This window comes from Pseudorhodoferax aquiterrae (genome assembly GCF_014652235.1).
Lineage (GTDB): Bacteria > Pseudomonadota > Gammaproteobacteria > Burkholderiales > Burkholderiaceae_C > Pseudorhodoferax > Pseudorhodoferax aquiterrae.
On the sequence record NZ_BMYK01000022.1, the window covers coordinates 36278 to 51150 of the forward strand.

Genomic DNA, 14873 nt, shown 5'->3' on the forward strand with positions numbered 1-14873 from the left:
CCCCATGGTCCCGATCGACTTCTTCTGGCGCGCCGCCACGCGCTGGCCCGCGCGCACCGCCATCGACGCGCCCGAAGGCAGCCTCTCCTACGCCGAACTGGCCGAACGCGTGCGCGCGCTGGCCGCCGCGTTGAACGCCATCGATCCGCACGCCCAGAGCCGCGTGGGCATCTGTGCGCACAACAGCGTGGCCCACATCGTGGCGCTGCTGGCCGTGCTGGCCTGCGGCAAGGTCTGGGTGCCGCTCAACCCCAAGAGCACGCGGCCCGAGCTGCGCCGCCTGGTGGACGCCACCGAGCCCAGCGTCCTGGTGCTGGACGCCGACTGCGCCGCTCTGCTCGAGGGCGCCCCCGGCCAGCGCCTGTGGACCGACCAGGCGCCGGCCGGCGGCGACACCGTGGCGGCCCTGCTCGCGCGCCATGCCGGCGCGCCGCAGCCCACCATCGCGCTGCCGGACAACGCCACCCAGGCCATCAAGTTCACGGGCGGCACCACGGGCGCGCCCAAGGGCGTCATGCAGCCCTACCGCGCCTGGATGGCCAACATCGCCAACCAGATCCACTGCTGGGGTTTTACCGAGCAGGAGCGCTACGTGCTGGCCGCGCCCGTCACGCACGGCACCTCCACCTACCTGCTGCCCATCCTGGCCCAGGGCGGCTGCCATGTGCTGCTGGAGGGCAGCGGCGCCGCGGCCGTGCGCGCGGCTTTCCGCGAACGCGGCGGCACGGTGGCCTTCATGCCGCCGACGCTGATCTACATGCTGATGGCCCAGCCCGGCGCGAGCCGCGCCGACTTCCCGCAGCTGCGCCGGCTGATCTACGGCGGCGCGCCCATGCCGCCCGAGAAGATCCGCGAGGTGCGCGCCTTCTTCGGCCCGGTGCTGGCCACGACCTACGGCCAGACCGAGGCGCCGCAGATCCTGACGGTGATGCAGCCCGAGGACTTCGAGGACGAGTCCAACTGGGCCTCGGTCGGCCGCACGGCCTGGTTCAGCGACGTGGCCATCATGGCGCCGGACGGCCGGCTGCTGCCGACCGGCGAGATCGGCGAAGTGGTGGCACGCGGCGACCTCGTCATGAGCGGCTACTGGCGCCTGCCCGAGAAGACCGCCGAGACCCTCGTGGACGGCTGGCTGCACACGGGCGACCGCGGTCTCATCGACGCACGCGGCATGCTCTACCTCAAGGACCGGCTCAAGGACATGGTCATCACGGGCGGCTTCAACGTCTACCCGATCGAGGTGGAGAACGCGCTGGGCCAGCACCCGGCCGTGCACGAATGCGCCGTGTTCGGTGTGCCCGACGACAAATGGGACGAGGCCGTGCAGGCCGCCGTGCAGCTGCGCCCGGACCACCAGGCGAGCGAGGCCGAGTTGACGGCCTTCGTGCGCGAGCGGCTGGGCCCGGTGGCCACGCCCAAGCGCATCCATTTCCACGCCAGCCTGCCGCGCTCGCCGGTCGGCAAGGTGCTCAAGAACGCCGTGCGCGAACTCGCGCTGGCAGCCCCATGATCCCAAGGAGACACGCATGAAGACCAAGACCCCCGAGACCCGCTTGTGCACGCACACGCTGACCAGCCTGCACTACGGCGATGCCAATCTCGTCGAGGACCTGATGGGCAAGCGCAGCTTCACCGAAGTGATGCTGATGCAGATCCTGCAGCGCCCGCCGCGGCCCGTGGACATGCGCATCTGCGACGTGGTGCTGATCGTGCTCATGGAGCACGGCCTCACGCCCAGCGCGATTGCCACGCGCCTCGTCTACATGAGCGCGCCCGAGAACCTGCAGGGCGCCGTGGCCTCGGGCCTGCTGGCCGTGGGCAGCTCCTTCGTCGGCACCATGGAGAACTGCGCGCCGCTGCTCGAACGCATCGCCGCCGCGGCCGATCCCGATGCCGAGGCGCTGCAGATCGCCCGCCACCACAAGGAGACCAAGAGCGCCGTGCCAGGCTTCGGCCACCACCTGCACAAGCCCGTGGACCCGCGCGCCTACAAGCTGCTGGAGCTGGGCCGCGCCGAGCCCGAATTGAAGGGCGACCGCATCCGCGCGCTGGAGACCTTGTCGAAGGCCGTGGACGCAGTGGCCGGCCGGCCCATCACGATCAACGCCACGGGCGCCGTGGCCGCGCTGCTGGGCGAGATCGGCGTGCCGACCAATGTGATGCGCGGCTTCGCCGTGATCTCGCGCGCGGCCGGCCTCGTGGCCCACATCGTCGAGGAGCAGCAAAGCCCCTCGGGCCGCTTCATCTGGGACACGGTGGAGCATGCGATTCCCTTCGTGGGCAAGAAGCCGGAAGGCGCGGCATGACGGCGCCGGCGGCCCTGCCGCTGGACCTGACGGGCCGCGTGGTCTTCGTCGCGGGCGGCGGCTCGGCCGGCCCGGGCTGGAGCATCGGCCGCGCGGCCTGCGTGACCTATGCCCGCCTGGGCGCACGCGTCTGCGTGGCCGACCGCGACGCCGACTCGGCGGCCGAGACCACGGCGCTGATCCGCGCGGAGGGCGGCGAGGCCGAAACCCTGGTCGGCGACGTGGCGGTCGCGGCGGATGTGGAACGGCTGTTCGCCGCCGCCCGAGACCGCTTCGGCCCCATCGACGCGCTGCATCACAACGTGGGCATCGGCAAGACCGGCGGCCCCATGGAGACCAGCGCCGAGGACCTGGACCGCATCCACGCCGTCAACGTGCGCAGCTTACTGCTGTGCGCGCAGCAGGTGCTGCCGGCCATGGCCGCGCGCGGCCGCGGCGCGCTGGTGGCGATCTCCTCGGTGGCCGGCATGCGCTACGTGGGCTACCCGCACCTGGGCTACAGCGTGACCAAGGCGGCCGTCACCCAGTTCACGCGCATGGTGGCGCAGCAGTACGCGGGCCAGGGCATCCGCGCCAACACCGTGGTGCCGGGCCTCATCGACACGCCGCGCATCGCGGGCACGGTGGCGAAGATGTTCAGCGACAGCAGCCTGGACGAAGCCCGTGCGGCCCGGGCACGCCAGGTGCCCATGCAGCGCATGGGCACGGCCTGGGACGTGGCCCATGCCTGCGCTTTCCTGCTGTCGGACGCGGCGGCCTACGTCACCGGCACGGAACTGGTGGTGGACGGCGGGCTGACCGGCAAATACAGCTGAACGCCGCTACTCGCCCACGCGGTAGGTCGCTGCCTCCAGCCGCAGCCGCTTGAGCTTGTCGTACAGCGTCTGCTTGGCGATGCCCAGCGCACTGGCCGTGGCGCCCACGTCGCCCTGCGCGCGGCGCAGGCCCTCGGCCACCAGCACGCGCTCGATCTGCTCGAGCTGCTCGGGCAGGCTGCTGGCCGGCGCGCCCTCGCCCAGCAGCCGCGCCTGTTCCTCGTCCATGAGGCCCAGCACGTAGCGGTCGGCCACGTTGCGCAGCTCGCGCACGTTGCCGGGCCAGCGGTGGGCCATCAGCAGCGTGAGGATCTCGGGCGTGACGAGCGGCGCGGGCATCTCGTAGCGGCGCGCGGCCTGCAGCACGAAGTGCTCGAACAGCAGCGGGATGTCCTCGCGCCGCTCGCGCAGCGGCGGCAGCGCGATGAAGGCCACGCCGAGCCGGTAGTACAGATCGCTGCGAAAGCGGCCCTGCTCGGAGGCCACGCGCAGGTCTTCCTTGCTCGCGGCGATGACGCGGCAGTCCACAGCCACGGGCTGGTTGGAGCCCAGGCGCTCGATGCTGCGGTCCTGCAGCGCGCGCAGCAGCTTGGCCTGCACGGGCAGCGGCATGCCCTCGATCTCGTCCAGGAACAGCGTGCCGCCGTGCGCATGCTCGAACTTGCCGATGCGCCGGCGCGTGGCGCCCGTGAACGCGCCGGCCTCGTGGCCGAAGATCTCGCTGTCCACCAGCGACTCGGGCAGACCGGCGCAGTTGACCGGCACGAAGTGGCCCTGGCGGCGCGCGCTGTGTTCGTGCAGGCAGCGCGCCACGAGATCCTTGCCGGTGCCGGTCTCGCCGTAGACCACCACGTCGGCCGGCGCGGCAGCGAGCGTGCGCACGAGCGCGCGCACGCGCTGCATGGCGGCCGAGCGGCCCAGCAGCGTGGCCTGGATGCCGGGCCAGCTTTCCAGCTGGCGCTTGAGCGAGGCCACCTCCAGCGCCAGCTGGCGCTTGTCGGCCGCGCGCCGCACCACCGCCGCGAGCTGCTCGGAACTGCAGGGCTTCTCGAGGAAGTCATAGGCGCCCTCCCGCATGGCCTGCACGGCCATGGCGATGTCGCCATGGCCCGTCATGAGCACCACGGGCAGCTCGGCGTCGAGCCGGCGCAGTTCGGCCTGCCAGGCCACGCCGCTGGTGCCGGGCAGGCGCACGTCGCTGACCACCACGGCCGGCATGCCGGGCGTGACATGCGGGCGCGCGGCCTCCACCGACTCGTAGGGCGCCACGGCGAAACCCGCCAGCTCCAGCGCCTGGGCGCTGCCGGCGCGCACGTCCTCGTCGTCCTCGACGAAGACCACGCGGATGGGGTGCAGCTCGGGCGTCATGCCGCCTCGCCGCGCCGCAACGGCAGGTCGAGCACGAACTCGGCGCCGGTGGGCGCCAGGTTGTGGGCGCTCAGCGTGCCGCCGAACTCGCGCACGAGGTGGGCCGAGACCATGAGGCCCAGGCCCATGCCCTTGCCGGCGGGCTTGGTGGTGATGAAGGGCTGGAACATGCGGGCCAGGATGTTGTCCGGAATCAGGGGACCATTGTTGCGGATCGCCACGCGCGCACGCCCCCCGGCCACCGTGGCCGCCACCTCGATGCGGCGCGGCCCGGGCCAGCCCTGCAGCGCGTCGATGGCGTTGCCCAGCAGGTTGGCCAGCACCTGCTCCATGCGGCTTTCGTCGCCGGCCACAGCCAGGCTGGCGGGCAAGCCTTCCAGCGACAGCGCGATGCCGCCCTCCTGCAGGCGCGGTGCCAGCTGCTGTTGCAGCTCCTGCACCACACGCAGCAGCTCGACACTGCCCAGGATGTCCGCCGGCTTGCTCGCGAACAGCCGCAGCTGCGAGGACAGGCGCTTGAGCCGGCCCACGAGCCGGCCGATGCGGGCCAGGTTGGCGCGCGCCTCCTCGAGCCGGTTGCGCTGGATCAGCTGGTCGGCATTGTCGGAAACCGTCTGCAGGGCGGCCAGCGGCTGGTTGAGCTCGTGCACGAGTCCGGCCGAGAGCTGGCCCAGCACCGCGAGCTTGCCCGCATGGACGAGTTCGTCCTGCGCGGCCTGCAGAGCCGCCGTGCGCTCGGCCACCTTGCGTTCCAGCGCGTCGTGGGCGCGCTGCAGGGCCGCGCGGCTGGCCAGGTGCTGGCGGATCGCGCGGCGGCGCGCGGCCAGCAAGGCGCCGGCGGCCAGCAGCAGCGCCGTCGCCAAGGCGGCACTGAAGGCCCAGTTGCGCGCGCTGGCGCGCACAGCGGCCTCGTCGTCGAGCAGGATCAGCTGCCAGCGGCCCTGGTGCACCTGGCGCGTGCTGGCCAGCCAGGGCCTGCCGTCGACCTGCACGCGAAGGGCCTGGCCGTCGCCCGGCGGTCGGCGGGCCAGGCCGTCGCCCTGGTCGCGGTCGTGCCAGCCCAGCGGCTCCAGGCTGCTCGGTCCGTAGCGGCGTGCGGTGGCCACCTCGGCACGCGCCTCGCCCGTCAGCGCGACCAGCGGGCGCCAGCGCCAGTCGTCGCGGCTGGACAGGATGGCGACCTGGTGCTCGTCCACCACGAGCACGGGGCCCGGCAGTTGGCGCCACTCCTGCTCCATGCCGGCCAGGTCCACCTTGACCGTGGCCAGGCCCAGCGCCTGCCCTTGCGAGGGCAGCGCGTACGAGAGGTAGTAGCCCGCGCGGGCGCTGGTGACGCCCACGCCGTAGAAATGGCCGCGGCCGCTGGCCAGCGCGTCGCGCACATAGGGCCGGTACGAGAGGTCACGGCCATAGGGCGTGCCCGGCAAGGCGAAGTCGGCCGCCGCGATGGCGGTGCCGGCGCGGTCGACCAGGTAGAGGTTGTCGGAGCCCGCGATGGCGTTGAGCGACTGCAGGTACAGGTTGACGCCGTAGCCGCGCTGGCCGTCCTCCGGGTGGGCCAGGAACTGCATGACCTCGGGCGAGGTCTCCAGCAGCGAGGGCAGGAAGTCGAAGCGCGCGAGCTGGGCATCGAGCCGTGCGGCGGCCACTTCCAGCCGCTGCGCCGCCACCTGCTCCAGCGCGGCCAGGCCCTGGCGCATGGCGAGCCAGCTGCCGGCCCAGGCGGCCAGGCCGATCAGCAGCGCGGCGGCCGTTGCGCGGACGAACCGGCGCAGCCGCAAGGCTGGTGGCTGCGCGCGGTCCGCCATCGCGCTCCTGTCAGCGGCTCTTGCGCGCGGGTGCGGGCTTGGCCGCCGGCGCGGCGCCCATGGCCTCGGACATGCCGATCAGCACACCGCTGACCAGGGTGGCGTAGTGGTCCATGAAGGCCTGGGCTGCGCGCTGGTTGAAGGCCCGGCCCTCGCGCGCGGCCGCCTGGGCCTTGGCCAGCAGTTGCTCCACGGCTTCGCCCGCGGCCTGGCCGGTGGCGCTGTCGCCCTGGCCGAACAGCATCAGGGCCTGGGCCCAGGCGCCCTGCATGGGTGCGAGGGCTGCGCTGCTGGTGGCCTTGCGCATGGTCTGGAACACCATGTCCTCCATCTTCTCGATGTCGTCCATGGCCTTCTTGACCTGCTTCTCGCGCAGGTCCAGCCCCTGGTCCAGCAGTTGCTGCAGCGCGCGCTGGCTGGCCTGCACGGCCTGGCGCACGGCATCGTCGACGCCGGCCACGGTCTGCGCCAGCATGGCGTCGATGTCCACGCCCTGGGTATTGCGCGCCGCACCCTGGGCCGCCGCCTCGGTCACCGACCTGACCACTTCCTTGATCGCCTTGAGCGTGAGCTCGCGCTGCTGCAAGGCCTTGAGCGTGGTGTCGTGCACGGCCTGGCGCAGGGCCTGGCCCTGCCTGTTGGTGGCCTGTTCGTACTGGGCGATCAAGGCTTCGGTGTCGATGCCGGTCTTGCTGCTTGCCATGGCTTGTCTCCTGGTGCAAAGGACGGATGCGGACGCCGGCCCCGGCGCCCTGCCCCCATCTTGCACCAAGTCGGGCTCAGGCCCGCGCGTTGCCCGCGGTCCGCGCTGCGGCGGGCATGTGGTGGTCCACGGCGTCGAGCACCGCCTCGGGCGCGTCGGCCATCTCGCCGGTTTCGTTGTCGAGCACGCGCTGCATGCGGGCGGTGTCCAGGTCGCCGGTCCACTTGCCCACGACCACGGTGGCCACGCCGTTGCCGATCAGGTTGGTCAGCGCGCGGGCTTCGGACATGAAGCGGTCGATGCCCAGGATCAGCGCCAGACCGGCGACCGGCACATGGCCCACCGCCGACAGCGTGGCCGCCAGCACGATGAAGCCCGAGCCCGTGACGCCGGCCGCGCCCTTGCTCGTGAGCAGCAGCACCAAGAGCAGCGTGATCTGGTGCGTGATGTCCAGCGGCGTGTTGGTGGCCTGGGCGATGAACACGGCGGCCATGGTCAGGTAGATGGAGGTGCCGTCCAGGTTGAAGGAGTAGCCCGTGGGCACGACCAGGCCCACGGTGGACTTGCGCACGCCCAGGTTCTCCAGCTTGGCCATGATGCGCGGCAGCACCGATTCGCTGGACGAGGTGCCCAGCACGATCAGCAGTTCTTCCTTGATGTACTTGATGAACTTCCAGACCGAGAAGCCGTGCGCCTTGGCGATCGCGCCCAGCACGCCGAAGATGAACAGCAGGCAGGTGGCGTAGAAGGTGGCCATGAGCTGGCCCAGCTGCACCAGCGAGCCCACGCCGTACTTGCCGATCGTGAAGGCCATGGCACCGAAGGCGCCGATGGGTGCGACCTTCATGATGTAGCCCACGATCACGAACAGCACGTGCGAGAACTTCTCGATGAAGTCGAACACCAGCGTGCCGCGGCCGCCGAAGCGGTGCAACGCGAAGCCGAACATGACGGAGAACAGCAGCACCTGCAGGATCTCGCCCTTGGCGAAGGCATCGACCACGGTGCTCGGGATCACCTGCAGCAGAAAGTCCACCGTGCCCTGCATCTGGCCTGGCTTGGTGTAGGCCGCGATGCCCTGGGTGTCGAGCTGGCTCACGTCCACGTTCATGCCCGCACCGGGCTTGACGATGTTGATGATGACCAGGCCGACGACGAGCGCGATGGAGGAGACGATCTCGAAATACAGCAGCGCGTAGCCACCGGTTTTGCCGACGCGCTTCATGTCCTCCATGCCGGCGATACCGACCACCACTGTGCAGAAGATGATGGGCGCGATGATCATCTTGATCAGCTTGATGAAGCCGTCGCCGAGCGGCTTCATGGCGGCGCCGGTGTCGGGGTAGAAGTGGCCCAGCAGCACGCCGATCACGATGGCGGTGATGACCTGGAAGTACAGCGAGCGGTAGAACGGACGGGGCTTGGCGACGGGCTCCATGGCTTGTCTCTTCGGGGTGGGAAAGCAGCCACTTCGCAATGCCCATGCCACCTGGGGATCCTGCTCAAGCCATTGATTTGCAAGGCCATTGTGAAAGCCTGGCGCACCGATGGTCCGGGCTGCCGGACGCGCAAGCAAAACGGCCTCCGGAGATCCGGAGGCCGTTTCAAGGGTTAACCCTGACGGCCAGGCCGCGATCAGGCTTCGCGGCTGGCGCGCTTGCGCTCGTGCTCCTTGAGGAAGCGCTTGCGCAGGCGCACGCTCTTGGGCGTGATCTCGACCAGCTCGTCGTCCTCGATGAACTCCACGCCGTACTCCAGCGTGAGGTCGATCGGGGGCGTGATCTTGATCGCGTCTTCCTTGCCCGAGACGCGGAAGTTGGTCAGCTGCTTGGTGCGCGTGGCGTTGACGACGAGGTCGTTGTCGCGGCTGTGGATGCCCACGATCATGCCTTCGTACACCGGGTCGTTGGCCTTCACGAACATGCGGCCGCGGTCGTCGAGCTTGCCCAGCGCATAGGTGAAGATCTCGCCGTCGTCCATGGAGATCAGCACGCCGTTCTTGCGGCTGGCGATCTCGCCGCGGTGCGGCTCGTAGCTGTCGAAGATGTTGCTGATCAGGCCCGAGCCGCGCGTGAGGTTCAGGAACTCGTTCGTGAAGCCGATCAGGCCGCGCGCCGGAATGCGGTATTCCAGGCGCACACGGCCGCGGCCATCGGGTTCCATGTTCACGAGTTCGCCCTTGCGCTCGCCCAGCGCCTGCATCACGCCGCCCTGGTGGGCTTCCTCGATGTCGGCCGTCACGAGTTCGATGGGCTCGTGGCGCACGCCGTCGATGTCGCGGAACACCACGCGCGGCTTGGACACGGCCAGCTCATAGCCTTCGCGGCGCATGTTCTCCAGCAGGATGGTCAGGTGCAGTTCGCCGCGGCCGGCCACCTCGAAGATGCCGTCCTCGTCGGTCTCCTTCACGCGCAGCGCCACGTTGCTCTGCAGTTCCTTCTGCAGGCGGTCCCAGATCTGGCGGCTGGTCACGAACTTGCCTTCACGGCCGGCGAGCGGACTCGTGTTGACGCAGAAGTTCATGGTCAGCGTGGGTTCGTCGACCTTGAGCATGGGCAGCGGCGCAGGGTTCTGCGGATCGGTCACCGTCACGCCGATGCCGATCTCGGCGATGCCGTTGATCAGCACGATGTCGCCGGGGCCGGCTTCCGTGGCCTGCACGCGGTCCAGGCCCTGGAAGGTCAGCACTTGGTTCACGCGGCCCTTGGTGGACGGGCCGTCCGGGCCTTCCATGACCAGCACGTCCATGCCGGGCTTGATCGTGCCGGCGTTGACGCGGCCCACGCCGATGCGGCCCACGAAGTTGGAGAAATCGAGCGCCGAGATCTGCAGCTGCAGCGGTGCGGACGGATCGCCCTGGTGGGCCGGCACATGCTTGAGCACGGTGTCGAACAGGGCCGACATGTCGGTGCCCCACTGCTCGTTGGGCTCGCCCTCCTCCAGCGAGGACCAGCCGTTGATGCCCGAGGCGTAGACCACCGGGAAGTCCAGCTGCTCGTCGGTCGCGCCGAGCTTGTCGAACAGGTCGAAGGCGGCGTTGATGACCTTGTCGGGGTTGGCGCCCGGCTTGTCGACCTTGTTCACGACGACGATGGGCTTCAGACCCAGCGCCAGCGCCTTCTTGGTCACGAAGCGCGTCTGCGGCATCGGGCCTTCCTGCGCGTCGATCAGCAGCACCACGCCGTCGACCATGGACAGCGCGCGTTCCACCTCGCCGCCGAAGTCCGCGTGGCCCGGGGTGTCGACGATGTTGATGTGCGTGCCCTTCCAGGTCACGGCGCAGTTCTTGGCCAGGATGGTGATGCCGCGCTCGCGCTCGATGGCGTTGTTGTCCATCACGGTGTCGACGACCTTCTCGTGCTCGGCGAAGGTGCCGCTCTGGCGCAGCAGCTGGTCGACCATGGTGGTCTTGCCATGGTCGACGTGGGCGATGATGGCGATGTTGCGGATCTGTTTGCTCATGCTTGGGTTTCCAGGATCTGTTGGATTTCGGTCGGGCTCAGCAGCCGGGACGGGATCAGCTCCCCGGCCTTGACGTGGGCGGTGCCCAAAAGGGCATGCGGTTGGTCGCCGAACACCGCGGCGGCATCGGCGTCGGGCCAGGCACCGCGCCTGCGCATGCCCGACAGGAATCGGCCTGCATCCTGCCCGGACAGCGTGACGCGCATGTGTTCGGGCAGCAGGGCTTCGCAAAGCAGCAGCCGTGCCAGGCGCTGTTCCTCGCTCAGGGCTTCGAGCTCGGCCAGCGTGATGCACTGGGCCGCCTCGAACGGGCCGGTGGCCACGCGGCGCAGCGCCACGAGGTGGCCGCCGCAGCCCAGCGCCTCGCCGATGTCCTCGCCCAGGGTGCGGATGTAGGTGCCCTTGGAGCACTGCACCTTCAGGCGCAGGAAGGGCGCATCGCCTTGGAGCTGCATCTCGAGCAGCTCCAGTGCATGGATGACGACGTGGCGCGGCTGGCGCTCCACGGTCTGGCCGGCGCGCGCGTACTCGTAGAGGGCCTTGCCGTGCTTCTTGAGCGCGCTGTGCATGGGCGGCAGCTGGGCGATCGGGCCCATGAAGCGGTCCAGCACCTCGACCACCTGGCCCACGCTGCAGGCCACGGGCCGCCGCGCCAGCACCTCGCCCTCGGCATCGGCCGTGGTCGTGGTGACACCCAGGCGCACCGTGGTCTCGTAGGTCTTGTCGGCGTCCAGGTGCAACTGGCTGAACTTGGTGGCCGCGCCGAAGCACAGCGGCAGCACGCCGGTGGCCAGCGGGTCCAGCGTGCCGGTGTGGCCGGCTTTTTCGGCGCGCAGCAGCCACTTGGCCTTCTGCAAGGCGTCGTTGCTGGAAAGGCCCAGCGGTTTGTCGAGCAGCAACACCCCATGCACAGGGCGCCGCTGCACCCTGGTGCGTGGCGCTTGCATGGGCTAGTCGTCTTTCGAGCGCGAAGCGACGGCGCGTGCGATCAGCGCGTTCATGTCGGCCGCACGCTCGGTGGTGCGGTCGAACTGGAAGTGCAGCGTTGGCACGGTGTGGATGTGCAGGCGCTTGAACAGGTGGTTGCGCAGGAAACCTGCGGCCTGGTTCAGCGCGTCCTGCGTCTCGGCCGGATCGCCCACGAGCACGGTGAAGAACACCTTGGCGTGGGCGTAGTCCGGCGTGACCTCGACGGCCTGCACCGTGACCATGCCCACGCGCGGGTCCTTCAACTCGCGCGCGATGATCTCCGTCAGATCGCGCTGGATCTGGTCGGCCACCTTCAGGCTGCGGTTCGGTGCTGCGGACTTCTTGGCTGGCATGTCAATGTTTCGGCGGCTTGACGGACACCCTGGTGCTTGCATGGCGCTCCCGGTGCCAGCGGCCGTCGCGGAACTGGCTTTGCCAGGCCGCAGACGGCGCCCCTTGAGGGGTTGGCGGAGCGCGCAGCGCGCAGACTGGGGTGGTCACAGTGTCCGCGCGATCTCCTTGATCTCGAAGATCTCGAGCTGGTCGCCTTCGCGGATGTCGTTGTAGTTGCGCAGCTTGATACCGCACTCGAAGCCTTCGCGCACTTCCTTGACGTCGTCCTTCATGCGGCGGACCGACTCGATCTCGCCCGTGTAGATGACCACGTTGTCGCGCAGCAGGCGGAAGTGGGCATTGCGCTGCACCACGCCGTCGAGCACGTAGGAACCGGCGACCGTACCGATCTTGGAGGCCACGAACACCGTGCGGATCTCGGCATGGCCGATGATCTCTTCGCGCTTCTCGGGCGCCAGCATGCCGGCCATCGCGGTCTTCAGCTCGTCCACGGCGTCGTAGATGATGCTGTAGTACTTGAGGTCGACACCGTTGCCTTCGGCCAGCTTGCGCGCGCCGACGTCGGCACGCACGTTGAAGCCGATGACCACCGCCTTGGAGGCGATCGCCAGGTTGATGTCGGACTCGCTGATGCCGCCCACGCCGCTGTAGACCAGCTGCACCTTGACCTCGTCGGTCGAGAGCTTGAGCAGCGACTGCGACAGCGCTTCCTGCGAACCCTGCACATCGGCCTTGAGGATGATGGGCAGCGTCTTGACCTCGCCCGCCGTCATGTCGGAGAACATGTTCTCCAGCTTGGCGGCCTGTTGCTTGGCCAGCTTGGTGTTGCGGAACTTGCCGGCACGGTAGGTGGCGATCTCGCGGGCACGGCGCTCGTCGGCCATGACCATGAACTCGTCGCCCGCCTGCGGCACTTCCGTGAGACCCTGGATCTCGACCGGGATCGAGGGGCCGGCTTCCTTGGAGGGGCGGCCGTCCTCGTCGAGCATGGCGCGCACGCGGCCCGAGGTCGAGCCGGCCAGCACCACGTCGCCGATCTTGAGCGTGCCGGACTGCACCAGCACGGTGGCGACCGGGCCGCGGCCCTTGTCGAGCTGGGCTTCGATGACCAGGCCCTTGGCGGCGGCTTCCACCGGCGCCTTCAGTTCCAGCACTTCGGCCTGCAGCAGCACCTGCTCGAGCAGCTCGTCGATGCCCTGGCCGGTGCGGGCCGACACCTCGACGAACGGCGAATCACCGCCGAACTCCTCGGGCACGACCTCTTCGCCGACCAGCTCGCTCTTGACGCGCTCGCTGTTGGCTTCGGGCTTGTCGATCTTGTTGATCGCCACGACGATGGGAACACCGGCCGCCTTGGCGTGCTTGATGGCTTCCTTGGTCTGCGGCATGACGCCGTCGTCGGCCGCCACCACCAGGATCACGATGTCGGTGGCCTGGGCACCACGCGCACGCATGGCCGTGAAGGCCTCGTGGCCCGGGGTGTCCAGGAAGGTCACCATGCCGCGCGGCGTGTCGACGTGGTAGGCGCCGATGTGCTGCGTGATGCCGCCGGCCTCGCCCGCCGCCACCTTGGTGGTGCGGATGCGGTCCAGCAGCGAGGTCTTGCCGTGGTCCACGTGGCCCATGACGGTGACCACGGGCGCACGCGGCAGCGCCTCGGCCTGGTGGCCTTGCGCTTCCTCGTCGGTGAAGGCTTCCGGATCGTCCAGCGCCGCCACGACGGCCTTGTGGCCCATTTCCTCGACCACGATCATGGCCGTGTCCTGGTCCAGCGGCTGGTTGATGGTCGCCATCTGGCCCAGCTTCATGAGGTGCTTGATGACCTCGGACGCCTTGATCGACATCTTGTGCGCGAGCTCGGACACCGTGATGGTCTCGGGCACGTGCACTTCGATGACGCGGGCTTCCGCCGGTGCGGACTGCATGTGGTCGTCGCGCTGGTCACGGCTGTCGCCACGGCGGCCACGCGGGCCGCTGCGCCAGTTGCCGCGGCCCACGCCGCCGCTGGAGTCGCCGCGCGTCGGGATCGCCTTCTTCTTGGCCGGATCGCCGGCCCAGGCGGAAGACGTCTTGGCCGACTTGATTTCCTTGCCGGAACCACCGCCGGGGCCGGCCGGGGCCGGCGCACCCGGGCGTGCGCCCACGGCCGGGCGCGCGCCAGGCGTGGTGGGCTTGTGCAGCGTGCCCTTGACGCCGGGCTTGGCCGCTTCGGCCGGCTTGGCGACGGGCTTGGGTTCTTCCTTCTTGGCGACCAGCACCTTCTTGGGTGCAGCCATCATGGAGCGGATGGCGGCCGCCTCGGCCTCGGCCTTGCGGCGGCGCTCGGCCAGTTCGTTGGCGCGTGCCGCTTCCTCGTCGGCGCGGGCCTTGGCGGCAGCGGGAGCGGCCGCAGCGGGCGCCGCCTTGTCGGGTGCCGGGGCTGCAGCAGGTGCGGGCGCGGGCGCGGGCGCCGGAGCCGCCGCGGGCTTGGCCTCGGCGGCACGGGCGGCGTCGGCCTGGGCCTGCGCCTGCTCGGCGCTCTTGCGTGCGGCTTCGGCCGCCGCGGCGGCGGCAGCGGCTTCGCGCTCGGCCTGCTCGGCGGCCTCGCGGTCGCGGCGCTCCTGCTCGTCGCGCTGGCGGCGCTGCTCGGCCAGTTCTTCTTCCTGGCGGCGCAGGGCTTCGGCCTGCTGGCGGGCTTCCTCCTCGCGGCGGGCAAGTTCGGCCTCTTCACGCTCGGCGGCGGCGCGCTCGGCTTCCTCGTGGCCCTCGGTCTGCACTTCGCCTTCGGCAGCGTCGTCGCGCTTGATGAAGGTGCGCTTCTTGCGCACCTCGACCTGGATGGTGCGGGCGCGGCCGGAGGCGTCGGCCTGCTTGATCTCGGTGGTCGACTTCTTGACCAGCGTGATCTTCTTGCGCTCGGCGCTCTGCGTGCCATGGCTGGCCTGCAGGTAGCTCAGCAGCTTTTGCTTGTCGGTCTCGGACAGGGTGTCGGCCGAGGAAGACTTGGCGACGCCAGCGCCCTTGAGCTGTTCCAGCAGGGTCTCGGCGGGCTTCTTCAGTTCGGAGGCGAATTCAGCGACGGTGGTGGTGGACATGTACTGCGCAACCT

The 14873-nt window shown here is 69.9% G+C and carries 11 protein-coding genes; 3 read left to right on the plus strand and 8 right to left on the minus strand.

Annotated features, from left to right (window positions below):
* Positions 1-4: 4 nt before the first annotated feature.
* Genes IE209_RS25100 through IE209_RS25110 form a run of 3 tightly spaced genes read left to right on the plus strand, consistent with a single transcriptional unit; the run spans position 5 to position 3121 of the window.
* Positions 5-1510 (plus strand): class I adenylate-forming enzyme family protein, encoded by a 1506-nt coding sequence (locus IE209_RS25100; RefSeq protein ID WP_189689616.1) that lies wholly within the window; start codon positions 5-7, stop codon positions 1508-1510.
* A 16-nt stretch (positions 1511-1526) separates the two neighbouring features.
* Positions 1527-2306, plus strand: a complete 780-nt coding sequence (locus IE209_RS25105) for a citryl-CoA lyase (protein WP_189689617.1) — start codon at positions 1527-1529, stop codon at positions 2304-2306.
* Complete coding sequence (locus IE209_RS25110; protein ID WP_189689618.1) at positions 2303-3121, plus strand: SDR family NAD(P)-dependent oxidoreductase; 819 nt, start codon at positions 2303-2305, stop codon at positions 3119-3121. The genes IE209_RS25105 and IE209_RS25110 overlap by 4 nt, the downstream gene beginning before the upstream one ends.
* Before the next feature lie 6 nt (positions 3122-3127).
* Here the strand turns inward: IE209_RS25110 and IE209_RS25115 are convergent, their stop codons facing one another.
* The 8 genes from IE209_RS25115 to infB all read right to left on the minus strand — a co-directional run bounded on the left by IE209_RS25115 (position 3128) and on the right by infB (position 14859).
* Entirely contained in the window at positions 3128-4489 is a 1362-nt protein-coding gene (locus IE209_RS25115; protein ID WP_189689619.1) for a sigma-54-dependent transcriptional regulator, read from the minus strand.
* Positions 4486-6297, minus strand: a complete 1812-nt coding sequence (locus tag IE209_RS25120) for a sensor histidine kinase (protein WP_189689620.1) — start codon at positions 6295-6297, stop codon at positions 4486-4488. Before IE209_RS25120 ends, IE209_RS25115 begins: the two co-directional genes overlap by 4 nt.
* Positions 6298-6307: 10 nt before the next feature.
* A complete protein-coding gene (locus IE209_RS25125) occupies positions 6308-7000 on the minus strand; it encodes a DUF6781 family protein (protein WP_189689621.1) in 693 nt (230 codons plus the stop codon).
* Positions 7001-7076: 76 nt separating this feature from the next.
* The gene (locus IE209_RS25130) at positions 7077-8438 is read right to left on the minus strand and encodes a dicarboxylate/amino acid:cation symporter (protein WP_189689622.1); all 1362 of its coding nucleotides are present in this window, start codon (positions 8436-8438) and stop codon (positions 7077-7079) included.
* Positions 8439-8635: 197 nt separating this feature from the next.
* On the minus strand, positions 8636-10462 hold the full coding sequence (gene typA, locus IE209_RS25135; protein ID WP_189689623.1) for a translational GTPase TypA: 1827 nt from the start codon (positions 10460-10462) through the stop codon (positions 8636-8638).
* Complete coding sequence (gene truB, locus IE209_RS25140) at positions 10459-11409, minus strand: tRNA pseudouridine(55) synthase TruB (protein ID WP_189689624.1); 951 nt, start codon at positions 11407-11409, stop codon at positions 10459-10461. Before truB ends, typA begins: the two co-directional genes overlap by 4 nt.
* Before the next feature lie 3 nt (positions 11410-11412).
* Positions 11413-11784: a 30S ribosome-binding factor RbfA gene (rbfA, locus tag IE209_RS25145; RefSeq protein ID WP_189689625.1), complete on the minus strand. Its 372-nt coding sequence runs from the start codon at positions 11782-11784 to the stop codon at positions 11413-11415.
* A gap of 144 nt (positions 11785-11928) precedes the next feature.
* Complete coding sequence (gene infB, locus IE209_RS25150) at positions 11929-14859, minus strand: translation initiation factor IF-2 (RefSeq protein ID WP_189689626.1); 2931 nt, start codon at positions 14857-14859, stop codon at positions 11929-11931.
* Positions 14860-14873 lie beyond the last annotated feature (14 nt).

Coding starts and splice junctions, on each gene's coding strand:
- IE209_RS25100 (WP_189689616.1), top strand. CDS start 5: ATGGTCCCGATCGACTTCTTCTGGCGCGCCGCCACGCGCTGGCCCGCG.
- IE209_RS25105 (WP_189689617.1), top strand. CDS start 1,527: ATGAAGACCAAGACCCCCGAGACCCGCTTGTGCACGCACACGCTGACC.
- IE209_RS25110 (WP_189689618.1), top strand. CDS start 2,303: ATGACGGCGCCGGCGGCCCTGCCGCTGGACCTGACGGGCCGCGTGGTC.
- IE209_RS25115 (WP_189689619.1), bottom strand. CDS start 4,489: ATGACGCCCGAGCTGCACCCCATCCGCGTGGTCTTCGTCGAGGACGAC.
- IE209_RS25120 (WP_189689620.1), bottom strand. CDS start 6,297: ATGGCGGACCGCGCGCAGCCACCAGCCTTGCGGCTGCGCCGGTTCGTC.
- IE209_RS25125 (WP_189689621.1), bottom strand. CDS start 7,000: ATGGCAAGCAGCAAGACCGGCATCGACACCGAAGCCTTGATCGCCCAG.
- IE209_RS25130 (WP_189689622.1), bottom strand. CDS start 8,438: ATGGAGCCCGTCGCCAAGCCCCGTCCGTTCTACCGCTCGCTGTACTTC.
- typA (WP_189689623.1), bottom strand. CDS start 10,462: ATGAGCAAACAGATCCGCAACATCGCCATCATCGCCCACGTCGACCAT.
- truB (WP_189689624.1), bottom strand. CDS start 11,409: ATGCAAGCGCCACGCACCAGGGTGCAGCGGCGCCCTGTGCATGGGGTG.
- rbfA (WP_189689625.1), bottom strand. CDS start 11,784: ATGCCAGCCAAGAAGTCCGCAGCACCGAACCGCAGCCTGAAGGTGGCC.
- infB (WP_189689626.1), bottom strand. CDS start 14,859: ATGTCCACCACCACCGTCGCTGAATTCGCCTCCGAACTGAAGAAGCCC.